23 protein-coding genes are annotated in these 23,064 nt (G+C 72.5%); 13 read left to right on the plus strand and 10 right to left on the minus strand.

What is annotated here, in order from left to right; genetic code table 11:
• The 3 genes from ACH5AF_RS22365 to ACH5AF_RS22375 all read right to left on the minus strand — a co-directional run bounded on the left by ACH5AF_RS22365 (position 1) and on the right by ACH5AF_RS22375 (position 3,031).
• Positions 1–288 carry a hypothetical protein gene (locus tag ACH5AF_RS22365; RefSeq protein ID WP_398903509.1) on the minus strand — a complete coding sequence of 96 codons (288 nt, stop codon included), beginning with the start codon at positions 286–288 and terminating at the stop codon, positions 1–3.
• Between the two features lie 1,083 nt (positions 289–1,371).
• Positions 1,372–1,887 carry a hypothetical protein gene (locus ACH5AF_RS22370; RefSeq protein WP_398903510.1) on the minus strand — a complete coding sequence of 172 codons (516 nt, stop codon included), beginning with the start codon at positions 1,885–1,887 and terminating at the stop codon, positions 1,372–1,374.
• A gap of 28 nt (positions 1,888–1,915) precedes the next feature.
• Positions 1,916–3,031: a magnesium and cobalt transport protein CorA gene (locus ACH5AF_RS22375; protein ID WP_398903512.1), complete on the minus strand. Its 1,116-nt coding sequence runs from the start codon at positions 3,029–3,031 to the stop codon at positions 1,916–1,918.
• Positions 3,032–3,502: 471 nt separating this feature from the next.
• Here ACH5AF_RS22375 and ACH5AF_RS22380 point away from each other — a divergent pair, with 471 nt between their 5' ends.
• From ACH5AF_RS22380 to ACH5AF_RS22400, 5 genes are all read left to right on the plus strand, one after another.
• A complete protein-coding gene (locus ACH5AF_RS22380; protein ID WP_398903514.1) occupies positions 3,503–4,093 on the plus strand; it encodes a suppressor of fused domain protein in 591 nt (196 codons plus the stop codon).
• Between the two features lie 182 nt (positions 4,094–4,275).
• Complete coding sequence (locus ACH5AF_RS22385; RefSeq protein WP_398903516.1) at positions 4,276–4,413, plus strand: hypothetical protein; 138 nt, start codon at positions 4,276–4,278, stop codon at positions 4,411–4,413.
• Positions 4,414–4,539: 126 nt separating this feature from the next.
• Positions 4,540–5,178 (plus strand): DUF6758 family protein, encoded by a 639-nt coding sequence (locus ACH5AF_RS22390; protein WP_398903519.1) that lies wholly within the window; start codon positions 4,540–4,542, stop codon positions 5,176–5,178.
• Positions 5,179–5,326: 148 nt separating this feature from the next.
• Positions 5,327–6,190, plus strand: coding sequence for a PHP domain-containing protein (locus tag ACH5AF_RS22395; protein ID WP_398903521.1), 864 nt, complete (start codon positions 5,327–5,329; stop codon positions 6,188–6,190).
• A 45-nt stretch (positions 6,191–6,235) separates the two neighbouring features.
• Positions 6,236–6,841 (plus strand): MarC family protein, encoded by a 606-nt coding sequence (locus ACH5AF_RS22400; protein ID WP_398903522.1) that lies wholly within the window; start codon positions 6,236–6,238, stop codon positions 6,839–6,841.
• A gap of 116 nt (positions 6,842–6,957) precedes the next feature.
• Here ACH5AF_RS22400 and ACH5AF_RS22405 read toward each other — a convergent pair whose 3' ends face one another.
• Positions 6,958–7,110, minus strand: coding sequence for a hypothetical protein (locus tag ACH5AF_RS22405; RefSeq protein ID WP_177150633.1), 153 nt, complete (start codon positions 7,108–7,110; stop codon positions 6,958–6,960).
• A 175-nt stretch (positions 7,111–7,285) separates the two neighbouring features.
• On the opposite strand from ACH5AF_RS22405, the gene ACH5AF_RS22410 reads away from it, so the two are divergent.
• Entirely contained in the window at positions 7,286–8,185 is a 900-nt protein-coding gene (locus tag ACH5AF_RS22410; protein ID WP_398903524.1) for an NYN domain-containing protein, read from the plus strand.
• Positions 8,186–8,251: 66 nt separating this feature from the next.
• On the opposite strand, the gene ACH5AF_RS22415 is transcribed toward ACH5AF_RS22410, so the two are convergent.
• Both ACH5AF_RS22415 and ACH5AF_RS22420 read right to left on the minus strand, forming a co-directional pair.
• Positions 8,252–9,112 (minus strand): alpha/beta fold hydrolase, encoded by an 861-nt coding sequence (locus ACH5AF_RS22415; RefSeq protein WP_398903526.1) that lies wholly within the window; start codon positions 9,110–9,112, stop codon positions 8,252–8,254.
• Positions 9,113–9,437: 325 nt separating this feature from the next.
• Complete coding sequence (locus ACH5AF_RS22420) at positions 9,438–11,501, minus strand: DEAD/DEAH box helicase (protein WP_398903528.1); 2,064 nt, start codon at positions 11,499–11,501, stop codon at positions 9,438–9,440.
• A 414-nt stretch (positions 11,502–11,915) separates the two neighbouring features.
• Here ACH5AF_RS22420 and ACH5AF_RS22425 point away from each other — a divergent pair, with 414 nt between their 5' ends.
• Positions 11,916–12,641, plus strand: coding sequence for a ferritin-like fold-containing protein (locus tag ACH5AF_RS22425; protein WP_398903530.1), 726 nt, complete (start codon positions 11,916–11,918; stop codon positions 12,639–12,641).
• A gap of 208 nt (positions 12,642–12,849) precedes the next feature.
• On the opposite strand, the gene ACH5AF_RS22430 is transcribed toward ACH5AF_RS22425, so the two are convergent.
• The 4 genes from ACH5AF_RS22430 to ACH5AF_RS22445 form a co-directional block, all read right to left on the minus strand.
• On the minus strand, positions 12,850–13,119 hold the full coding sequence (locus ACH5AF_RS22430; protein ID WP_398903532.1) for a hypothetical protein: 270 nt from the start codon (positions 13,117–13,119) through the stop codon (positions 12,850–12,852).
• A 346-nt stretch (positions 13,120–13,465) separates the two neighbouring features.
• Positions 13,466–13,693 (minus strand): DUF3107 domain-containing protein, encoded by a 228-nt coding sequence (locus ACH5AF_RS22435; RefSeq protein WP_398903533.1) that lies wholly within the window; start codon positions 13,691–13,693, stop codon positions 13,466–13,468.
• Between the two features lie 119 nt (positions 13,694–13,812).
• On the minus strand, positions 13,813–14,469 hold the full coding sequence (locus ACH5AF_RS22440) for a TetR/AcrR family transcriptional regulator (protein ID WP_215178624.1): 657 nt from the start codon (positions 14,467–14,469) through the stop codon (positions 13,813–13,815).
• A gap of 183 nt (positions 14,470–14,652) precedes the next feature.
• Positions 14,653–14,871, minus strand: coding sequence for a hypothetical protein (locus ACH5AF_RS22445; protein WP_398903535.1), 219 nt, complete (start codon positions 14,869–14,871; stop codon positions 14,653–14,655).
• A gap of 136 nt (positions 14,872–15,007) precedes the next feature.
• Here ACH5AF_RS22445 and ACH5AF_RS22450 point away from each other — a divergent pair, with 136 nt between their 5' ends.
• The 6 genes from ACH5AF_RS22450 (at position 15,008) to ACH5AF_RS22475 (ending at position 23,013) form a co-directional block, all read left to right on the plus strand.
• Positions 15,008–15,973, plus strand: coding sequence for an alpha/beta fold hydrolase (locus tag ACH5AF_RS22450; protein WP_398903537.1), 966 nt, complete (start codon positions 15,008–15,010; stop codon positions 15,971–15,973).
• An 8-nt stretch (positions 15,974–15,981) separates the two neighbouring features.
• Positions 15,982–17,331, plus strand: coding sequence for a DUF3152 domain-containing protein (locus ACH5AF_RS22455; protein ID WP_398903539.1), 1,350 nt, complete (start codon positions 15,982–15,984; stop codon positions 17,329–17,331).
• 265 nt (positions 17,332–17,596) lie between these two features.
• Entirely contained in the window at positions 17,597–19,261 is a 1,665-nt protein-coding gene (locus tag ACH5AF_RS22460; RefSeq protein WP_398903541.1) for a DUF3492 domain-containing protein, read from the plus strand.
• A complete protein-coding gene (locus ACH5AF_RS22465) occupies positions 19,258–21,108 on the plus strand; it encodes a hypothetical protein (RefSeq protein WP_398903543.1) in 1,851 nt (616 codons plus the stop codon). The genes ACH5AF_RS22460 and ACH5AF_RS22465 overlap by 4 nt, the downstream gene beginning before the upstream one ends.
• A 196-nt stretch (positions 21,109–21,304) precedes the next feature.
• Positions 21,305–22,264: an NAD-dependent epimerase/dehydratase family protein gene (locus tag ACH5AF_RS22470; protein WP_398903545.1), complete on the plus strand. Its 960-nt coding sequence runs from the start codon at positions 21,305–21,307 to the stop codon at positions 22,262–22,264.
• The gene (locus ACH5AF_RS22475) at positions 22,252–23,013 is read left to right on the plus strand and encodes a spherulation-specific family 4 protein (protein WP_398903547.1); all 762 of its coding nucleotides are present in this window, start codon (positions 22,252–22,254) and stop codon (positions 23,011–23,013) included. Before ACH5AF_RS22470 ends, ACH5AF_RS22475 begins: the two co-directional genes overlap by 13 nt.
• Positions 23,014–23,064: the final 51 nt, after the last annotated feature.

The following is a 23,064-nucleotide window of genomic DNA, read 5'->3' on the forward strand; positions in this document are numbered from 1 at the left end:
CTATCCCTCCTCGACGACGTCGAGGACTCTCGTGACCGGTGTCCCGATCAGTGCCGGTGCCTTCTCGCGCGACGTCCAGACATCCGCGACGAGCGCGTCGCGGAACCGCTCGGCCTCGCCCGCGGTCGCGAATTCGAGGTCGACGACGATGTACGCCGGATTGTCGACGGGCTGCTGGATGCGGTACGCCCGCACGCCGTGCTTCCGCCGGAAGTCGCCGAACCGGTCGAACGCGGCCTTCCAGGTGGTGAGATCGGTGATCGCATGCTCGATGTGCAGCGTGACCATGCTGCCTCCTCGTCCGGCGGGGACCACGCCTTCCATGGTGACCGCTCCCCGCCGCCCGAGCGCGCCGGCCCAACGGTGCGGGGCACGACGACGCCGGTCACGAGGTCACGGCGGGCACCCGGCGGCCAGGTCACGGCGACCCCCGCAACCACCTCCACGGGCGGCTGTGCACCCCGGTGCGGGGCACGACGGCCCTGGTCACGGCGGCAGCGCCCGCGGGGTGCGCGTATCGGGTGGGGCGCGGCAGGGTGGGTGCGGACGAGGGATGATGCGCGGGCCACGGCGGGCAGGCGTCGGAGCCCAGCGGCCACGGCGTTTGGTGACCACGTCATCAGGGCTGCGTCGGCGGCACGCCCGCAGGCGGTGCACCCCGGTGCGGGGCACGACGGCCCTGGTCACGGCGGCAGCGCCCGCGGGCTGCGCGTATCGGGTGGGGCGCGGCAGTGTGGGTGCGGACGAGGGATGATGCGCGGGCCACGGCGGGCAGGCGTCGGAGCCCAGCGGCCACGGCGTTTGGTGACCACGCCATCAGGGCTGCGTCGGCGGCACGCCCGCAGGCGGTGCACCCCGGTGCGGGGCACGACGGCCCTGGTCACGGCGGCAACGCCTGCGGGGTGCGCGTATCGGGTGGGGCGCGGCAGTGTGGGTGCGGACGAGGGATGATGCGCGGGCCACGGCGGGCAGGCGTCGGAGCCCAGCGGCCACGGCGGGCAGGCGTCGGAGCCCAGCGGCCACGGCAGGCAGGTGCCGGTCCCATCAGGGTGGTCCCGGCGGCACGCGTGCAGGCGGCGGCGCGGCCCATGAGCGGCTGGCGTCGGGTCGGCACGGCGGCAACGCTGCCGCCGCTGACCGGCGGCAGCGCGTCCAGGCGTCGCGGCGGACGGCGCACCGGATGACGACCGTGGTCGCGGCGGCCACGTCCGCGGGCGGCGCGGGTTCCGGCTGGGGCGGACGATGGACGACGCGTCGGCCACGGCAGGCAGGTGACGGCTCCCGGCGCCCGGGACCACGCCCGCACGCGGCGGCGGGCACAGGCACGGCGGCCACGCCTGTGGCCGGCGGCGTGCCGCGCGGTCGGCTCGCCTAGCGGCGGCGGCCGGCGCGGCGCTTCAGGAGGAGCCTCGGCAGGGCCGCCGGAGCGGGCCTGCGGGTGATGGCGGGGCTCGGTACCGGCGGCGCGGCGAGCGAGGCGTCCGGTAGATCGGTGATGGTGTCCCGTGGCTCCAGCCGCAGCACGCGGCATTCCCGCGCCCAGCGGTCCGTCATCCGCTCCGCGTCCGGCGCGTTCAGCCGCTTGCCCTTGAGCTCGCCGACGGCCGCCTCCCACTCCTCGGACCCGGGGGGCAGCTCGCGTACGACGGCTGTCCACGCGACCAGCCGCCCGCCCTTGTCCTTGCTGCGGACGGTGACCTCGGCGGCCCCGCCGTCGACCAGGCCGGGCAGCGGCTGCTCGCCGGGCCCGTCGCCGACGACGTGCGCGGCACCCTCGTGCCACACGTGCCACAGCGCGTGCGTCGGGCCGTCGCCGCGCACCCAGATGAGGCCGGACTTCTTCGTGGCCTCCTCGACGAGCGCCTGGTCGAGACGATGGGATGTCATGGGCGCAGCCTATCGACCGGCCGGCGCCTCACAGCCAGCCGTTGCGCTTCAGAATGCGGTGGATCATGAGACAGATGCCGACGATCCCGGTGAGCACCATCGGGTAGCCGTACTTCCACTGCAGCTCCGGCATGTGGTCGAAGTTCATGCCGTAGACGCCGCACACCGCCGTGGGCACGGCGATGATGGCCGCCCAGGACGTGATCTTGCGCATGTCCTCGTTCTGCGCGACGGTCGCCTGCGCCAGGTTGGCCTGGAGGATGGAGTTCAGCAGCTCGTCGAAGCCGATGACCTCCTCCTGGACCCGGGCGAGGTGGTCGGCGACGTCGCGGAAGTATTTCTGGATGTCCGGGTCGACCAGCCGCATCGGCCGCTCGCTCAGCAGCTGCATCGGGCGCAGCAGCGGAGACACGGCCCGCTTGAACTCCAGTACCTCACGCTTGAGTTGGTAGATCCGCCCGGCGTCGCTGCCGCGCGGGCTGCCCTTCGCGGGCGCGGAGAACACGTCGATCTCGACCTCGTCGATGTCGTCCTGTACGGCCGCGGCGACCGCGATGTAGCCGTCGACGACATGGTCGGCGATGGCGTGCAGCACCGCCGAGGGACCCTTGGCGAGCAGCTCGGCGTCCTTCTGCAGGCCGTGCCGCAGCGCGCGCAGCGAGCCCTTGCCGCCGTGCCGGACCGTGATGACGAAGTCCCGCCCGGTGAAGACCATCACCTCGCCGGTCTCCACGACCTCACTGGTGGCGGTCAGTTCGGCGTGCTCGACGTAGTGGATCGTCTTGAAGACGGTGAACAGGGTGTCGTCGTACCGCTCCAGCTTGGGCCGCTGGTGGGCGTGGACCGCGTCCTCGACCGCGAGCGGGTGCAGCCCGAACTCGGCTGCGATACCGGCGAATTCCGCCTCCGTCGGCTCGTGCAGCCCGATCCAGGCGAAGCCGCCTCCTTCACGCACTTGCAGCATCGCCTCGTGCGGCGTCTGGCAGGCGGTGCTCTCCAGCCGCTTGCCGTCGCGGTAGACGGCGCAGTCGACCACCGCGCTGGACGCGGACGGGTCGCGCGTCGTGTCGTAGGTGCTGTACGGCGTGCTGCTCTTGCGCAGGGCGGGGCGGACCGCTGCGCGCAGGTCACGGATCATCGACATGGCTGGCTCCTTCACGGAGAGGCCGTCGGCGAATGGCGTGGCGCAGCCCGGAATGGGGACGTGTGACATACGTCCGCAAAGCGGGCGGCACCGCAGGGTCGCGGTGACGGCGTTCGCTACAGACAGGCAAAAAGGAAGTGCTCTTCCGTCGTGCGAAATGCCGTGGGCCCTGTACGGAAAGGCCTCAGCTCACCGGTCCGCGGTCGCCGGATCAGACGTGGCGAGAGGAGCGGTGCCGTGCGGAAGAGCTGCTGGTACTGCCCGATCGACTTCGATCCACCGCAGCCTCACCTCCTCCGGCCGGTCCCCCTTGGGGGATGACGTGTCGTCGGGGACCGGGGAATACGCCCTCCGGCTGCCGCCGGCAGATGCTCCCGTCGGTGAACTGCCCCGACCAGCGGCCAAGCCTATCAGCCGACTAGGGGCCAATCCCTCTGATTGCCCGTTGCTTACGCGTTTTATGCTCGCGACATGAAAGATGTTCTTGCTCTGGTCGAGGCCCGACTGCACAGCGCCCTCGGCGAACCGGACGCGCGCGCCGCGGTGACGTTCCTCGGCACGGACCGCATCGAGGTCCTGCGCTTCCCCGGCGACGGCGGGAACATCGTGCGGTACGCAACTCTCGGCATGTCCGCACAGCCGATGACCGACCCCACTGCGGCCTTCGCCGACCCGGTCGCCGGCCCGCGCGCAGAGCTGATCCTTTCGGTACGGGCCGGGCTCGCCGACACGGACAAGGTGCTGCGCCCTCTCGCCGTACTGGCCGCCTCCCCGCAGGTCGAGGGCGTGGTCGTGGCCCCGGGGGCCTCGCTCGACGTCGGTGAACCGCTGTGGCCGGACGCGCCGTTCAGCTCGGTGCTGGTGGCGGAGTCGGGCGGTCTGGTGGAGGACCTGGAGCTCGACGAGCCGATGGATCCCGTGCGATTCCTGCCGCTGCTGCCGATGACGTCCAATGAGGCCGCGTGGAAGCGCGTGCACGGGGCCGCGGAGCTCCAGGAGCGCTGGCTGGCGCGCGGTACGGACCTGCGTGATCCGCTGCGCAGGTCGGTACCTTTGGACTGACGGCGCGCACGGGGCCGGTGGGCAGCGTCCCAACACGAGGTCCCGGAGGGCCGGTTCGCGATGGTGGTGACGTCGTCCCCGGTCACATGCTCCGGCTCCAGCTCCTCGGCCTCGTGGGTCCGTGAGTCGCGCCTGGCCCAGAGGATCGCCGCGAGCGGGCAGCGCAGCGCCCGGACAGGATCGTGCACGCGATCGCCGTGGTGTGGCTGCCCCTGCCCGAGGACCGTCACATCGGCGGCGAACAGGACGAGCGATCCGCACCAGTCCTCCCCCTGCTCCTGCATGCGACGCCTCCCCTGCCCCTCCGCCTGGGTGCGTGATCTACGCGATGAACAAGTGAGGCACCCTGATGAATGTAAAGAGCATCTGATTTCCCCCGGCGTGGCACGCTCCGGACGGGTGATCGTCCTTGACGCGGAGTCGGCCGGGGAGGACCGTTGAGCCCTATGAGGGGCGAACCCAGTTGCCCGAAGTGCGGTGGCCGGGTGAGGGCGCCCGGTCTCTTTGCCGACTCCTGGCAGTGCGCTGTGCACGGCGCCGTGCACCCGCTGCAGCCGGTGATCCCGCCCAGTGTCGAGGCCCTCGGTGTCGTGGTGCACCGCGCGAAGGTCCCCGTGTGGATGCCCTGGCCACTGCCGGTCGGCTGGCTGTTCACGGGTGTCACCTATGCGGGCGACGACCGCAGTGGCGGCCGCGCCACCGCCGTGGCGTGCTCGGGCCCCGGACCGCTCGGCGGCATCGGGGAACTGCTGCTCGTCGCCGAGGAGTTGGGTGTTGGGCTCGGCGCGCGGTACGCGGGCATCGACGGCCCCGATCCCGGCCCGCACATCCGGGTGGACATGTCGCCGCAGGTCAAGATGCTGGCCGCCGGCCGGCCCACCCCGCTGTGGCATGTGGCGGGCGCCCCGGAGGATCGCGCCGTGTTCGCCGGTGAGGCGCGTGGGTTGTGGCTGTGGGCCGTCGTCTGGCCCGAGCAGTCCGGGCTGTTGATGTACGACGAGCTGGTGCTGACGGACCTGCGCGACGCGGGCGCCGAGGTGGAGCTGCTGCCCTGTGGAGCGCTGTCGCCGCGACTGCTGTCGTAGGCGCCCGCGTACTGCCGGCGGTGCCTCGCTGTCGGCTTCCGTAAGGGGCCGTGCGGGGACGCCCGGCTTACCCGCATGGCGCGGAGAGGGGCTGCCGGCCGGTTATCCTGGATCGTCCCCCTGTCCGCCCCGAGCCCCGGAGTCACACGTGCGCATCGACCTGCACACCCACTCCACGGCCTCGGACGGTACGGACACCCCGGCGGAGCTGGTGCACAGCGCCGCCGCTGCCGGGCTGGACGTCGTCGCCCTCACCGACCACGACACCACACGCGGCCACGCCGGCGCCCTCGCCGCCCTCCCCGAGGGCCTGACCCTCGTCACGGGCGCCGAGCTGTCCTGCCGCCTCGACGGTGTGGGCCTGCACATGCTGGCGTACCTCTTCGACGCGGCGGAGCCCGAGCTGCTGCGCGAACGCGAGCTCGTACGGGACGACCGTGTGCCGCGCGCCCGGGCCATGGTCGGCAAGCTCCAGGAGCTCGGCGTCCCTGTCGAGTGGGCGCAGGTCGCCCGTATCGCCGGTGACGGCTCCGTCGGCCGCCCGCACATCGCCGAGGCCCTCGTCGAGCTCGGCGTCGTGGACACCGTCTCGGACGCGTTCACCCCGGACTGGCTCGCGGACGGCGGCCGGGCGTACGTCGAGAAGCACGAGCTCGACCCCTTCACGGCGATACGCCTCGTCAAGGCCGCCGGCGGGGTCACCGTTTTCGCGCACCCGCTCGCCGTCAAGCGCGGCCGCACCGTGCCCGAGAGCGTCATCGCCGAACTGGCCGCGCACGGCCTGGACGGCATCGAGGTCGACCACATGGACCACGACGAGGCGACGCGTGCGCGGCTGCGCGGCCTCGCCGGGGAGCTCGGTCTGCTGACGACCGGCTCCAGCGACTACCACGGCAGCCGCAAGACCTGCCGGCTCGGCGAGTACACCACCGACCCGGAGATCTACGGCGAGATCACCCGCCGGGCCACGGGCGCGTTCCCGGTGCCGGGTACGGGCGGAACGCGCCCGTAGGACCCGCCGACCCTCGTACACCCCTCTCCCGCAAGGCCCTTCACCGTGTTCGACGTTGCCGTTTTCGGCTCCCTCTTCCTCACCCTTTTCGTCATCATGGATCCCCCCGGGATCACGCCGATCTTCCTCGCCCTGACCTCCGGACGCGCCGCCAAGGTGCAGCGCCGGATGGCCTGGCAGGCCGTAGCCGTCGCCTTCGGCGTGATCACCGTCTTCGGCATCCTCGGTCAGCAGATCCTGGACTATCTGCACGTCTCCGTGCCGGCGCTGATGATCGCCGGCGGGCTGCTCCTGCTGCTGATCGCGCTCGACCTGCTGACGGGCAAGACCGACGAGCCCAAGCAGACCAAGGACGTCAACGTCGCCCTGGTCCCGCTCGGCATGCCGCTGCTCGCCGGCCCGGGCGCGATCGTCTCGGTCATCCTGGCGGTCCAGCACGCGCAGAGCCCGGGCCAGCAGCTCTCGGTCTGGGCGGCAATCGCCGCGATGCACGTCGTGCTCTGGCTGACCATGCGCTACTCGCTGCTGATCATCCGCGTGATCAAAGACGGCGGTGTCGTGCTCGTGACCCGGCTCGCGGGCATGATGCTCTCCGCGATCGCCGTGCAGCAGATCATCAACGGCGTCACCCAGGTGATCCAGGGTGCCTGACGCGCGTGGCGCGTGGCGCCTGACGCGTGGTGCGTGACGGATGACGGGTGGCGCCCGACGCAGCGCGCCCCCGTACGGAGGTCGTACGGGGGCGCTGAGGGTAGGGCTCGTAAGGGCTACGAAGCCGAGGTCTCGGCAGGCCGGATGAGGATGCGCTGGCCGATCGAAGCGGCCTGCTGCACGATCCGGTTGACGGAGGCGGCGTCCACGACGGTGCTGTCCACGGCGGTGCCGTCGACGTCGTCCAGTCGCATGATCTCGAAGCGCACGGCTTCTCCCTTCGTCTGATCCTCCTGACGGAGAACTGGTGACAGACGGAATTCTCCGTCTGGGTACACAGGTCCACAACGCGATGCATCCTGCAAACATTCCCTACGCTAAGGAAATTTTTCGGATGCCTAACTACTGGCGGGTAGCGCTCGGGGCGCGGACAATGAGCACCGTATGAACGACGCCGACACCACCCCGATCGCCGACCGCCTGGAGCGCACCAATGAGCTCCTCCAGCGGATGCTCGCCGAAGTTGCCAAGACCCCCTCGACACATGCCATCTTCGTCGACGCCGGTTACGTCTATGCTGCGGCCGGGTTGCTGGTCGCGGGCACCGAGGACCGGCGCTCCTTCGACTTGGACGCCGAGGGCATGATCGAGGCCTTCATCGACCGGGCCCGCACGATCTTCGCCGACAGCCGACTGCTGCGCGTGTACTGGTACGACGGCGCCCGGCGGCGTATCCACACCGCCGAACAGCAGTCCATCGCCGAACTGCCCGACGTCAAGGTGCGCCTCGGCAACCTCAACGCGAACAACCAGCAGAAGGGCGTCGACTCCCTCATCCGCTCCGACCTGGAGTCCCTCGCACGGCACCGCGCCATCAGCGACGCGGCTCTCATCGGGGGCGACGAGGACCTCGTGTCGGCGGTCGAGGCGGCCCAGGGGTACGGCGCACGGGTCCACCTGTGGGGCATCGAGGCCGCGGAGGGCAGCAACCAGGCCGAGCCGCTGCTCTGGGAGGTCGACAGCCGGCGGACGTTCGACCTCGACTTCTGCCGTCCCTACATCACGCGCCGGCCCGTCACGACGTACGAGAACGAGGGCACTCCGCCGCCCTCCCGCGACGAGGTCCGCTTCATCGGGGCGCAGATCGCCGCGACATGGCTGGGGGAGCGGGGGCTCGCCGCGATGTCCGAGCTGCTGCCCGGTCTGCCCTATCTGCCCGGTCCGGTGGACCAGGACCTGCTGATCGAGGCGGAACGGCTGCTCCAGCGGTCGCTGCGCGGACACGCTGTCCTGCGGCGTGCGCTGCGGGACGGCTTCTGGCAGCACCTGCAGTCACAGCTCTGACCAGGTCCCGCCGAGCGAGGGCTCAGTGACGTTCAGTGACGCCTGGTGACGCCCGCAGCGGTGTCCTCAGTGGCGGTCCCAGAACCGCACCAGGGCCTGCGCGGTCTCCCGGGGGCGGTCGGTGTTCGGGGAGTGCTCGGCACCCTGGACGACGGTCCGGTGGGCGCCGAGTCGCCGCGCCATCTCGTCCAGCAGCGGTACGGGCCAGGTGTCGTCCCGCTCTCCCGACAGCACATGCTTGGGCAGCGGCCGCACCGATGCGAGTTCTGCGATCCGGTCGGGCTCGGCGGCCAGCTGCCGCCCGGTGACCAGCAGTTGGGCGGGATTGTGGCGAAGCCAGCGCCGCCGCAGGTCCTCGCGGTGACCGTTGCGTACCGCGTCGAAGTCCTCCGGAGCGGCCGCGTCCATCGCCTGCATGGCCGACCAGACCTCGTCCATCGTCATGACGCCGAGAGCGTCGGCGAGCAGTTCGACCCGCTGCCGCTGCGCCGGACTGATCTCGGCCGGGCCGGAGGACATCAGCGTAAGCGTCAGGAAGGGAGAGGCGTCCAGGAGCACGGCGGCACGGGCGATCTGCCCGCCCAGCGAATGCCCGACGAGATGCACACGCCCGCCCGCGGCCGCGGCCTGGGCCAGCACGTCATGCGCCAACTCGCTCTGTGCGTACGCGCTTTGGTCGCTCGGCCCGTCGGTCTCGTACTGCCCGCGCCCGTCGACCGCGACGGCCCGGTAGCCGGCCTCGGCGAGCGGCTCGAGCATGGCGATGAAGTCTTCCTTGCTCCCGGTGTATCCGGGCAGCAGCAGCGCGGTGCCGCGCACGTCCCCGGCGGGCGGCCGGGCGTCGAGCACGGCGAAGTCCCCGCGCGCGGTGGGCAGGCGCAGGGATCGGGCGCAAGGTGGCGGTACGAAGGTGGGCGGCCGGCTCATGCGCATGAGGCTAACGCGGCGGGCCCGCGGGGCGGTGCCCTGCCCCTTGCGGGTGTCGGATGCCCCAGGCAGCGGGCCGTACGGGCTCTGGAGCCTGACCGAGCGCGGGGCGGGCGGCGGAAACGCCGATGTGCTCCGGCAGCGGGCGGTACGGGCTCTGGAGCCTGACCGAGCGCGGGGCGGGCGGCGGAAACGCCGATGTGCTCCGGCAGCGGGCGGTACGGGCGCAGGCTCTGGCCGGATGCGGATGCGGATGCGGATGCGGGCGCGGAAACGCCGATGGCCCGGTCCCCAGTGAGGCCGGGCCATCGGCGCGGGATCAGCGTCAGCTCTCCGGCTGCGCCACTGCCTTGCGTGTGCGGGTGCGGCGCGGCTTGGGCTCCGGCGCCTCCGCCTCGGTCGCAGCCACTGCGGCGGCCTTGGGCTCCGCCGCCTTACGCGTACGGGTGCGGCGGGGCTTGGCCTCCGGCTCGGTGCCTTCCGCGGCCTCGACGGTCTCGACCGCCTTGACGGCCTTGGGGGCGCGAGTCCGGCGGGGCTTGGCCTCGGGCTCGACCGCCTCGGCGGTGTCGACGGCTTCCGCGGTGTCAACGGCCTTGGCAGCGCGTGTGCGGGTGCGGCGCGGCTTGGGCTCCGCCTCCGGCTCCTCGACGGCGACCGTGACGGCCGCCTGCTCTGCCTCGGGCTTCGCGGCGCGCGTGCGGCGACGGCGCGGCTTCTCCTCCGCGGACTCCGCAGCCTCCGGGGCCGCCTCGGTCTCCGTGGCCACGGACGACACCGGCGCCTCGGTCTCCTGCGCCGCTCGCGTCCGGCGACGCGCCCGACGAGGAGCCTCTTCCGTCTCGACGACGGTCTCGACCGTCTCGACCTGGTCCAGCACGGCCGTCGCCTCGGGCGACGCCTGGGCGCCGGCCCGGGTACGGCGACGCCGGCGCGGCGTGCGCGGCTCCGTCTGCTCCTCGCCGGAGCCGGTGGCCTGCTCCGGCACCGAGGGTGCGGTCAGCTCGGACCCACCGCGCGTGCGGCGTCGCTGACGCGGCGTGCGGGTGCGCGCCGGACGCTCCTCGAGCACGGCCGTGGCCGTGGCCGCGGACCGGCGGCCGCGGCCGCCCGTCTCGCCCAGGTCCTCGAGCTCCTCCGCCCCGAGGCCCGCGCGGGTGCGCTCGGCGCGCGGCAGGACGCCCTTGGTGCCCGCCGGGATGTTCAGCTCCTCGAACAGGTGCGGGGACGTGGAGTACGTCTCGGCCGGGTCGGGGAACTTCAGGTCCAGCGCCTTGTTGATCAGCTGCCAGCGCGGGATGTCGTCCCAGTCGACCAGCGTCACGGCGATGCCGCTGGCGCCCGCGCGGCCGGTGCGGCCGATGCGGTGGAGGTAGGTCTTCTCGTCCTCCGGCGACTGGTAGTTGATGACGTGCGTCACGCCCTCGACGTCGATGCCGCGCGCGGCGACGTCGGTGCACACGAGCACGTCCACCTTGCCGTTGCGGAAGGCCCGCAGGGCCTGCTCACGCGCGCCCTGGCCCAGGTCACCGTGGACGGCGCCGGACGCGAAGCCGCGCTGGGCCAGTTGGTCGGCGATGTCGGCGGCGGTGCGCTTCGTACGGCAGAAGATCATCGCCAGCCCGCGGCCCTCGGCCTGCAGGATGCGGGAGACCATCTCCGGCTTGTCCATGGAATGCGCGCGGTAGACGCGCTGCGTGATGTTGGCGACGGTCGCGCCCTCGTCGTCCGGCGCGGTCGCGCGGATGTGCGTGGGCTGCGACATGTAGCGGCGGGCGAGCCCGATGACCGCACCCGGCATGGTCGCCGAGAACAGCATCGTCTGGCGGCGCGCGGGCAGCAGCTGGATGATCTTCTCGACGTCGGGCAGGAAGCCCAGGTCGAGCATCTCGTCGGCCTCGTCGAGGACCAGCGCGCGGACATGCGAGAGGTCGAGCTTCTTCTGGCCCGCCAGGTCCAGCAGACGCCCGGGGGTGCCGACGATCACGTCGACGCCCTTCTTGAGCGCCTCGACCTGGGGCTCGTACGCCCGGCCGCCGTAGATGGCGAGCACGCGGACGTTACGCACCTTGCCGGCGGTCAGCAGGTCGTTGGTGACCTGCGTGCACAGCTCGCGGGTGGGGACGACGACGAGCGCCTGCGGCGCGTCCGTCAGCTGCTCTGGCCTGGCCCGGCCGGCCTCGACGTCCGCGGGGACGGTGACGCGCTCCAGCAGCGGCAGGCCGAAACCGAGAGTCTTGCCGGTGCCGGTCTTGGCCTGGCCGATGACGTCGGTACCGGAGAGCGCGACGGGGAGCGTCATCTCCTGGATGGGGAAGGGGGACACGATGCCGACGGCCTCGAGGGCTTCGGCGGTCTCGGGGAGGATCCCGAGATCCCGGAAAGTCATGGGCTGCGTAGTCAGGGTGTTGCCTCTTCTGTGAGACGCGGCGCGAGGCGAACGCTGGGGGTCGTACCGCACCTGGGTACTGGGCCGGCCGTGGATTGGCCGGATGGCGCGGGACCACTGCCGTCGCTCGAGCGTCGTGCCGCTGGAGGGGCCCCTCATCTGCGGTCGTACGCACCTGGTGTGCGCATCTTCCGCGTGGAGGGCGGTCGGGTCGGAGCCGATCGGGCCACCGACCGGGCATCCTCATTCATCAGACGGCCCACTGAGCAGAGGAAAAATGCTGATGCTCAGCAGGCGCATTACCACTGTACCCCGGATTCGCGCATGTGTGTCGGGGCAGTTCATGGGAATTGTGCTCGTGGCAGGGCTGACCAGGCCCTTCCCCCGATCGGCGGGCGGGCTATTGTGCGCTCCATGGAGACGCCTGACAACGCCACTGAACACACCGGGATCGCCGCCCAGGACTGGGCCACGGCGTCCGCAGACCCCCAGTACCGCGCAGCCGTCGTGGACCTGCTGGGCGCGCTCGCGTACGGCGAGCTGGCGGCCTTCGAGCGGCTCGCCGAGGACGCGAAGCTCGCGCCGACGCTCGGCGACAAGGCGGAGCTGGCGAAGATGGCCTCCGCGGAGTTCCACCACTTCGAGCAGCTGCGGGACCGGCTGACGGCCATCGAGGCCGAGCCGACGGCCTCGATGGAGCCGTTCGCCCAGGCGCTGGACGATTTCCACCGCCAGACCGCCCCGTCCGACTGGCTTGAGGGCCTGGTCAAGGCGTATGTCGGCGACTCGATCGCCAGCGACTTCTACCGCGAGGTGGCGGCCCGCCTGGACAGCGACACCCGCGCCCTGGTGCTGGCCGTGCTCGACGACACCGGTCACGGCAACTTCGCCGTCGAGAAGGTGCGCGCCGCTATCGAGGCCGACCCGCGGGTGGGTGGCCGGCTCGCCCTGTGGGCGCGGCGCCTGATGGGTGAGGCGCTGTCCCAGGCGCAGCGGGTCGTCGCGGAGCGCGACGCGCTCTCCACGATGCTCGTGGGCGGTGTGGCGGACGGCTTCGACCTCGCGGCGGTCGGCGAGATGTTCTCCCGGATCACCAGGGCGCACACCAAGCGGATGGCGGCCCTGGGGCTGGCCGCCTGACCGTTCGTGCCGAGCACGGAGCACGGAAGCCGGCCGGCCGGGACCTTCAGGGCCCGGCCGGCCGGATGTCCTGCGCCCTCACCTCAGCGCCGCCGGAAGCGGCGGGCTCTCCTGTTCGGCCGCTCTTTCTCATGCGGCCGTTCGTCCTCGTCCGGCCGTTCCCTCTTATCCGGCCGTTCCTTCGGGCCCGGCCGGTCGTCTTCGCCCTTCAGAAAGGGAGGGCGCGGTGCAGTCTGCGCGTCGAGGGACGCAGTAGGAGGGAGAGCAGCACGGCTGCGATCGCCGCGGACCCGATCAGCGTCGCCGCCTCATTGCCGGGGCCGATCGCCACATGCGTCACATAGGCACCGAACAGTGCGCCCAGCGTGCCCGTGGTGAAGACCGCCCAGCGGGACGGGAGACGTTCGGCGAGATGACGCGTCGCGGCCCAGGACAGAGCCAAGCCGATCAGAACGGAACCGAGCGCTTCCAGAAGCACTGCTGATCACCTCACGGACACCGGCGCGGGCAGGGGACGGTCGTAGCCCGTACTACCCCGGGGCAGCGGAGCACAACCCTCGCTGAGCGGGCGAAAGCGGGCTCTGACGGACTGCTGACGCGGCCGTGGTTCGACTGGGCGGGGGCCGTTGGTGGTTGCGGACGGTGGTGGGTTTTTCGGGGCCGTGACGCGGCCGCGGTTGGACCGGGGCAGGGGCGGCCGGCCATGGGTGGGGTCGGTCTGTTCGGGCAGCGCGGTGGACATGGGTGAGGGCCCGGCGTAAACCGCCGGGCCCTCACCCGATGTGATGCTGCCGCGCCGCCCGGGCGCCTGTGTCGGGACGTGCCTACAGGGCGCCGAATCCCACGCGCCGCGCCGTCGTCTCGCCGATCTCGACGTAGGCGAGACGGTCGGCCGGCACCAGGACCTTGCGGCCCTTCTCGTCCGTCAGACTGAGCAGCTGCGTCTTGCCGGCCAGCGCATCGCTCACCGCGCGCTCGACCTCCTCGGCGGACTGCCCGCTCTCCAGAACGATCTCCCGGGGCGCGTGCTGCACGCCGATCTTGACCTCCACGGCTATGTCCCTCCGAACGGTCAGTTGCGTTGCGCGATCAACGCGCTGTACGCAGCACACATTAGCCGGGCGCCGGACGCGGCAGGCACGGGTTGGGCAACGCCAAGAGCGAACAGTGCTCAGTGCTGTTCGGCCGTGTGCTGCTCACTGCCGTGCAGCGGGAAGCCCGCGATACCACGCCACGCCAGGGACGTGAGCAGCTGCACCGCCGTGTCGCGCGGGATCCGGGAGCCGCTGGAGAGCCAGTACCGCGCGACGACCTGGGAGACACCGCCGAGGCCAACGGCCAGCAGCATGGATTCGTCCTTGGACAGACCGGTGTCCTCGGCGATCACGTCGGAGATGGCCTCCGCGCACTGCAGCGACACCCGCTCCACGCGCTCGCGGACCGCGGGCTCGTTCGTCAGGTCGGACTCGAAGACCAGCCGGAACGCGCCGCCCTCGTCCTCGACATACGCGAAGTAGGCGTCCATCGTGGCCGCCACGCGCAGCTTGTTGTCCGTCGTCGAGGCGAGCGCCGTGCGGACCGCCTGGAGCAGCGACTCGCAGTGCTGGTCCAGCAGCGCGAGGTAGAGCTCCAGCTTTCCGGGGAAGTGCTGGTAGAGCACGGGCTTGCTGACGCCGGCCCGTTCGGCGATGTCGTCCATGGCGGCCGAGTGGTACCCCTGGGCCACGAAGACTTCCTGGGCCGCGCCCAGGAGCTGGTTCCTGCGGGCTCGGCGTGGCAGGCGCGTGCCCCGCGGGCGCGCCGCCTCTGTCTGCTCGATGGCTGTCACGCCGCCTCCCAATGTGTTGAACAAGCACAGTTCTTCCGTACGCGCTGTGCGCCGCGCCCGCCATCGTACTTTTGGGTAACGACGGTGCGCGTGGTGCGGACGCAGAATTTCACGGACCGGACGGTCACGGAAGCTGCCTGTTCGGGGGCAATACGGGGACATACCGGCGGCAAGCGCGGCAGGTCACCGGTAGTCGTCCTCGTCGAGGGTCACGACACGTGCCTGCTCGGCCGCGTCCGCCTCGTTCGCGGCGTCCGGTTCGGACCGGTTCACCGGGTCGTCCCCCTCCGGGCGTATGTCGGCGTGCTGCTCGGCGGCGTCGGCCTCGGGGACCTCCGAGTCGTTCGTGGCGGTGTCGTCGTCCTCGGTGAAGGTTTCCGGCTCTGTGGGATCGACTGTCATACCGCACCGCTTTCCCTGGAATGCGCCCTTTAGTACGAGCCTAGGAGTTCCCGATCGCGGGCGCTACGCGGTAGGTACGGGATCTGTGACACCGAACACACGAGTCAGGGCGTGATCGTCTCGTAACATTGCCCGCATGTCTTCGACCGAGCTGCCGGGAGCCGCCGCCGCCAATGCCGCGGTGGCCCCGAAGGTCGCGACCGTTCGCGTCGCCGAGGGCGAGGAGCTGCGCTCCGTCACCCTGCCCGGCCTCACGCTGACCGTCCGGTCCCGCCCGCCGGCCACCGCCGGGCTCCCGCCCGCGCTGTATGTGCACGGCCTCGGCGGCTCCTCGCAGAACTGGTCGGCGCTGATGGCGCTCCTCGCCGACGCCGTGGACGGGGAGGCGATCGACCTGCCCGGGTTCGGCGACTCGCCGCCGCCGGACGACGGCAATTACTCGGTCACCGGACATGCCAGAGCGGTCATCCGCTTCCTGGACGCGAGCGGACGCGGCCCCGTCCATCTGATCGCCAACTCGCTCGGCGGCGCCGTGTGCACCCGGGTGGCGGCCGTCCGTCCCGACCTGGTGCGCACGCTCACCCTCGTCTCGCCCGCGTTGCCCGAGCTCCGAGTCCAGCGCTCGGCCGTGCCGACCGCGCTGCTCGCCCTGCCCGGCGTGGCCCTGCTCTTCGCGCGGCTGACGAAGGAATGGGGCGCCGAACAGCGCACTCGCGGGGTACTCGGGCTCTGCTACGGGAACCCCGCACGGGTGACGGAGGAGGCGCTGCGCCACGCGGTCGAGGAGATGGAGCGACGCATGCGCCTTCCGTACTTCTGGGACGCGATGGCCAGGTCGGCGCGCGGAATCGTGGACGCATACACCCTCGGCGGACAGCACGGGCTGTGGCGTCAGGCGGAGCGTGTGCTCGCGCCGACCCTGCTCGTCTACGGGCGCAGGGACCGGCTCGTCTCGTACCGTAAGGCGCGCAAGGCGGCAGCGACATTCCGGGACTCCCGGCTGCTGACGCTCCCGGACGCCGGGCACGTTGCGATGATGGAGTACCCGGAGACGGTCGCCCAGGCATTCCGGGAACTGCTCGACGACGGCAATAGGAGCTGATCCGGGGCGTGGGACGACACAGCCGCAAGGGCCCCGCAGCCAAGGGCGCCGGTGCCGGGGGGGCACCCGGGCCGGTGTCCGGCGAGCGGGACGCCGCGGCCTCCTCGGGCAACTGGCGGCGCAGGTCCGCAGGGCCCCGTCCCGGTCCGGAGCAGCACACCTCCGCCACGGGCCCCCTCACGGGTCCGGCCAGGGGCGGGCATCCCGAGCACCACGAGGCCGGCGGCGGCTGGGGTGACTGGCAGACGGGTGCGATGCAGCAGGTGCGGACCGCGCCGCCGCGCACGACGGTGGGCGGACCGCGGATACCGGGCCCGCGCCGTGAGTTCATCGAGGCCTTCGACGCACCGGCGGGCGCCCCGGCCGATGGTCCGTACGCGTCCGGTCCGTACGCGTCCGGTCCTTACGCGTCCGATGCGTACGTGTCCGATGTGTACGCGTCCGGTCCCTACGACTCCGACCGGGACGGCGATCACGGCAGGCCGCCTGGGGCCGGTGTCGACAGTCAGGCGGACGACGCCGGGGACGGGGCGGAGGAGCAGCCCGCGAAGGGCGGCAAGGGGCGCACGCTCACCGGGATCGCGGCCGCTGCCGTGACCACCGTCCTTGCGGTCGTCGTCGCCGGTCAGGTGGCCGCCGACCGCAGCGTCGACGCCCGGCCGGCGGAACAGGACCGCAGCGCCGTGCAGGAGCGCCCGGGCCGGTCCGACGGCAGGCCGGCGCCGCCGCAGGAGGTGGCGCCGCCTCGCGTGGCTCCGACGTACCAGCAGCTGATGGCCCGGCAGTTCCCCATCGACCCCGACTTGCAGGCGTCCGGGGACTTCGAGGCCGTCCCGGGATTCGACAAGGCGCCCGGCAAGGGGCGCACGGTCCGCTACCGCATCGACGTGGAGAAGGGGCTCGGCCTGGACCAGGGCCTGTTCGCCCGGGCCGTCCAGGAGACGCTGAACGACGAGCGGAGCTGGGCCCACGGCGGGGCGATGACCTTCGAGCGGATCTCGTCGGGCGAGCCCGAGTTCGTCATCACCCTGGCGAGCCCCGGCACCACCGCCACCTGGTGTGCCAAGTCCGGTCTGGACACGACCGTCGACAACGTCTCCTGCGACTCGGCATCGACCGAGCGCGTGATGATCAACGCCTTCCGGTGGGCCCAGGGTGCCGAGACGTACGGACCGGAGGCGATGCTCGCCTACCGGCAGATGCTGATCAACCATGAGGTCGGCCACCGGCTCGGGTACAACCATGTGAACTGCCGGACGCCGGGAGCCCTGGCGCCCGTGATGCAGCAGCAGACGAAGTCGCTGGACATCGGTGGCATCGCGTGCAAGCCGAACCCCTGGGTGCACCCCGGCGAGTGAGCCCGCGCCGGAGTGGTGACACGGGCCCGCGCCGAGCGGTCATCGAGGCCCGCCTCGGACTGGCCGCAGCATGACTTTGCGTAACGAAACGGCACTGTAGCGCGACGGAACGCTACCTGAGTGCGAAAGTTACGTGCATTCACCCCTTCCGGTGGTGCGATGGACAACCGTCCGTCGCGCCACCGCCACATCCGCATAACGTCATCCGCTGTGAGTCGCCGGAAACCAACGGCGGCCGTCCACAAGGGAGATCGGCGGTGTATTCGTGCGGATCGGACTACTCACGGACGGTGGCTATCCGTATGCGCCGGGTGAATCCGGGCTCTGGTGCGACCGGCTGGTGCACGGACTCGCGCAGCACGAGTTCGACGTCTACGCGCTCCGTCGCAGTGCCCGGCAGGAGGAGCAGCGCCACCCCGCGCTGCCGCCGCAGGTGCGCCGGGTGCGCAGCGCGCGGCTGTGGGCGCCGGCCGATGACGGCGTGCGTCACGGACGGCGTGAACGACGGCGCTTCACCGGGCACTTCGCCGACCTGGCGGCCGCTGTCTGCACCGGTGGGGAAGGCTTCGCCGAAGGGCTGTACGGTCTCGCCGACCTCGCCCGCGACCACGGTGGACTGCCCGCCGCCCTGCATGCCGAACCGGCCCTGCGCGCCCTCGAATCCGCCTGCCGCGCGCCCGGCGCACACCGCGTCCTGCAGGGCGTGACGGTCGCCGACCTGCTCGCGGTCGCCGAACGGCTGGAGCGCGCGCTGCGCCCCCTCTCGCTCGACTGGTACGAGGACGACGGCCTCGCCTCGGCCGACCTCTGCCACGCCGCGTCCGGTGGAACGGCGGCGCTGCCCGGCCTGTTGGCCAAACGCTTCTGCGGGGTCCCGCTGCTGGTCACGGAGTACGGGGCGCAGGTGCGCATGCAGTACCTCGCCGCGCGCGAGGCCGGACTGGGCGGCCCCGTGCGGGCCATGCTCGCCGGCTTCCACGGACAGCTCGCCGCCGAGACCTACCGGCAGGCGGCCGTCATCACCCCCGGAAACGCCCACACCCGGCGCTGGCAGGAGAAGTGCGGCGCCGACCGCGCCAAGCTGCGCACCGTCCACCCCGGCATGGAGGCGGACCGTTTCGCGGCCGTCGGGGAGAGCGACGACGCGGGGGAGGGGCACACTCTCGTCTGGGTCGGCAGGATCGAACCCGCCAAGGACCTCATCGCCCTGCTCCACGCCTTAGCCGCGGTCCGCAAGGAGGAACCGGCCGCGCGCCTGCGGATCTTCGGCGCGCCCGTGGGAAGCGACGAGGGCATGACGTACCTGGCCCACTGTCGGGCCCTGGCCGCGCAACTCTTTCCCGACGAGGCCGCGGACGCGCACGCCGTCGGGGACAACCCGGTCTCCTTCGAGGAGATCGGCGGCCCCGAGGCGCCCGAAGTGGCCGACGCGTACGCCGCCGGAGCGGTCGTCGTCCTCTCCAGCGTGGTCGAGGGCTTCCCGTCCAGCCTCGTCGAGGCGATGTTCTGCGGCCGGGCGACGGTGTCCACGGACGTCGGCGCGGTCGTCGAAGTCATCGGTGGCACCGGGCTGGTGGTGCCACCGCGCAACCCGCGGGCGCTCGCGGACGCGTGCCTCGCGCTGCTGCGCGACCCGGAGCGCCGTGCGCGCCTGGGCGCGGCCGCGCGGGCCCGCGCGCTGGAACTCTTCACCGTCGAACAGAACCTGACGGCATTTCGCGGCATTTACCTGGAGTTGATCTCGCACTCGCCGGTGCAGCGGGAGGCCGTCGACGCCGACGGCGAGCCCCTGCCCTTCGCGCACCCGGCCGAATCGCATGTGCCGGGCGGCTGGACGGGAACGGGCGCGCAGACGCCGAGTTGGGCCGCGGTGGCCGGGCTCGTCGGCGCCGGCACGACACCGGAGAGCGGGAAGGAGGCTGACCGATGAACGCGGCAGGCATCACGGGGAACGCGGCTCCAGAGGAACCGGCGGCGCTGGAAGGCGGCCTCGACCTCGGCCTGGAGACCGACAGGGACCACGTCCGCGCGGTCTGGGCCCTGGCGGCGCTGACGGCTCTCGACGACATCCGCGCAGAGTCGGCACCGGGGGGTGACCCGGCCGGACCCGGCGACGCGCAGGTGCAGGACCGGTCCCGCCCGGGGGGCGCCAAGTCGGGGGAGGCGGTCGTGGACGCGCCCGGGGAGCGCGCCAGTGCCCTGGATGAGCCGCTCGCCGCTGCCGCTGCCGGTGCCGGGCGATGGGGGGAGCCCCTCGCCGGTGCCGGGCGATCCGAGTCCGTCACCCCTCGGGCACCCGCGCACTGCGGCGACTCGGCGGGCACCGACCGGCCCGGAGGCGGACCACTGCCGACGGACACGCTCCCGGCGGGAGCGCCGTGCGACGGCACGGCCGCCGCGGCGGACTCGCCCGCGGGTGGCCGGTCCCATGGCGAATCCGACTCCCCGGACGCGGGCGGCTCCGCGCCCGCCGGTGCCGAAGGAGGTACGCCCGTACCTGTCGTCGGCTTCGGGGCGGGCGGTGTCGACGACGTCGTTCCGCGGAACGCGGGAGGCTCCCTGGCCGCCGGTTCTGACGGCGCCGGGGACCGGCCGCCCCGGAGGTCCGCGCCGGGTGCCGGCGACGACGTCGTTCCGCCGAGCACCGACCGTGCCGAGGCCGCACCGGCGGACGGCGCGCCCGTGCGGGACCGTTTCCGCAGGGGCGGTGGCCCCGTACGGGCCGCCGGTCGGCGGGGCGGGGTCGACCCCGTCAAGAGGCTGATCCACCGGCATCGTGAGCTGTGCGAGCACGCCGTCGACCCTCTGGAGATCGCCGCCGGGCTCGAGGCCCACGGGGTGACCGACCGCACCGCCGCCCGCTTCCGGCACCGGGACGTCTTCTCGCTCGCCGAGGAGATGTTCGCGCGGGCGGAGCGCATCAGCACCGCCGAGGACCGCCCGGCGCGCGCCGCCGATTCGCGCGCCGGGCGGGCCGGGCTGCACCTGGGGCCGCTGCTGCCGGGCGCCGTCTGCGCCCTCGCGGTCGCGGGCATGGCCGCCACCGAGGGCGCCGCCCGGCTTGCGGTCGGCGCACTCGGCATGCTCGCCACGGGCTTCGCGCTCCTGTTCGCGCTGCGCAGGGGTCCGCTGCGCGCCCGGGGTCGTACGCTCCCCGCCGTACGCCTGTGGACCCTGCTCCTGCTCGCCCACGCGGCATGCGGCCAAGGGCTGCTCGGCGCGATCGCCGCCAGCGGCCCGGACGGCCTGTGGTCCATGAGCCCTGCCCCTCTCGTCGCGCTCGCCCTCGCCGTCGCACCGGCCGCCTGGTGCGCGCACCTCTTCTCCGTACGGGCGCGCCGCAGGCTCGGCACCAGCCGCGGACTGGACGACTTCGCCACCGGAACCCGGCCCCTGCTGCTCGCCGTCCTTCTTCTGTACGTCGGCGCGCTGGGCGGAATCGTCGCCCTGACCGGGCTCGTCCTGCCCGACGCGGGGACGCTCGCGCCCGTGGTCCTGGGCACGCTGTTCTTCCTGGCCCGGCTGCTCGTCGTCCACGGCTTCCCGGAGCCCGCATCGGCCGCCCTGGCCGCGGCGTGCGCCGTCGAGATGACGGCCCCAGCCCTGCTGCTGTCGGGCGGGCTGCCCGGCCTCGACCTCGTCGCGCGTCCTGTGGAGGCGCTCGTCGGAGCGGGGGGCGTCGCGGCCGTACCCGTACTGGCCTGCGGGGCCGCCGCGCTGGGACTCGCCGTCCACGCGTTCGCGGTGCTCGCCCGGGCCTCGGCCCACAGCCACTGAAGGCCACTGAAGGCGCCCACCCACCGAAGGGCCACACGCACCGAACACCACCCGCCATGGAGCAGGCCGACGCGGTCCGCGGAGCCGACACCACGGAGCAGCCGGCATTCACGGCATCGACAGCAACACCCCGAAGGAGACTGCGCATGACCCCGCACCACCCAGTCACGGCCCGTCGGCACCGAGGAGTCGCGCGATGAGGGTCCTTCTGCTCGGTGCCAACGGATTCCTCGGCCGCTTCGTCGCCGACCGGCTCCTCGCCGATCCGGCCGTGCACCTCACCGCGCTCGGTCGCGGCGACGACGCCGATGTGCGCTTCGACCTCTCCGGCGGCAGCCCGGGCGCGCTCACGCGCTTCCTCGGCGCCGTCCACCCAGGTGTCGTCATCAACTGCGCGGGCGCCACCCGCGGCGGCGCCCGGGAACTCACCCGGCACAACACCGTCGCCGTCGCCACCGTCTGCGAGGCACTGCGGCGCAGCGGCTGCGGTGCACGGCTCGTCCAGATCGGCTGCGCCTCGGAGTACGGGCCGTCCCAGCACGGCTCGTCGACGGCCGAGGACGCCGTGCCGCGGCCCGGCGGCCCGTACGGGGTGAGCAAACTAGCCGCCACCGAGCTGGTCCTCGGCTCGGGACTCGACGCCGTCGTCCTGCGGGTCTTCTCGCCCGTGGGACCCGGCACCCCGGCCGGCTCCCCGCTCGGCCGCCTCGCCGAGGCGATGCGGCGGACCATGCAGCAGGGAGACGGCGAGCTGAAGCTCAGCGGCCTCGGCGTGCAGCGCGACTTCGTCGACGTACGGGATGTGGCGCGCGCCGTGCACGCCGCCTCCCTGTCCGCCGCACAGGGCGTCGTCAACATCGGCACCGGGCGCGCCGTGAAACTCCGGGACGCGGCGGCGACCCTCGCGCGCGTCGCCGGTTACGCGGGCGCCCTGCACGAACTGGATGTGCCCGGGGGCCGCCCCGGCATCGGCGCGCCGCGCGGCGAGTCGGTCGCCGAGCACCTGGCCGCCACCCCCTCCCCGTACCCCGACGGCTGCGGTGGCTGGCAGCAGGCCGATGTGCGCACCGCACGGGACCGGCTCGGCTGGCGGCCCCGTATCAACCTCGAGGAATCCCTCGCCGACATCTGGATGGAGGCGGCATGCCGCATCTGACGAGTTCCGGTGCCCAGCTCTCGGCTACCGGCGCGCACGGGCTGGGCTTCGGCATCCCCGGCTACGCCCATCCGCTGCTCGCGCCCCTCGAATGGGCCGAACTGACCCGCCCCGGGACGCCGCTGCACTGGGTGGTCCTCAATGTCGCCGACGGTCCCGGCATCCTCCCCGACCCGCATTGCCTGGAGGCGGCGGGCCGGCTGAGGAACGCGGGGGTGCGCGTGCTGGGACATCTCGACCTCGCCCACGGCGCCCGCTCGTTCGGCGACGTCGTCTGTGATGCCCAGCACTTCTGCGACTGGTACCGGGTCGACGGCTTCCTGCTCGACCGCTGCCCGGTCGAGCGCGCGGACCTGGCAAGGGTGCGGCGCACCACGGCCACGCTGGACGCCATGACGGACGGCGGCCACCTGGTCCTCGGGCACGGCACCCACCCGTACCCGGGCTACGCCGAGGCGGCGGACCAGCTGGTCACCTTCTCCGGACCGTGGACGGATTACCGCTGGTCGCAGGTGGCGGAATGGACGGCGGACCATCCGCAGGAGCGGTTCGCGCACTTCGTCCACGGGGTGCCGCGCACGCATCTGGAGGAGGCCACCCGGATCGCGCGCTGGCAGGGCGCCGGGACGATCTTCTTCACGGACCGCGGTGTCCCGGAGGAAGGAAAAGGGCAAAGCGGACCATACGAGGCGCTGCCCGGCTACTGGGACGAAATCGTCTCGCAGATCGGACCGGGTGTCTCGGAATGAGAAGGGCCGTGGCAGTGTTACGGGGAGAACAACCGTACTGACTTACCGACC

Source organism: Streptomyces sp. NPDC018833, from assembly GCF_044390825.1.
GTDB lineage: Bacteria > Actinomycetota > Actinomycetes > Streptomycetales > Streptomycetaceae > Streptomyces.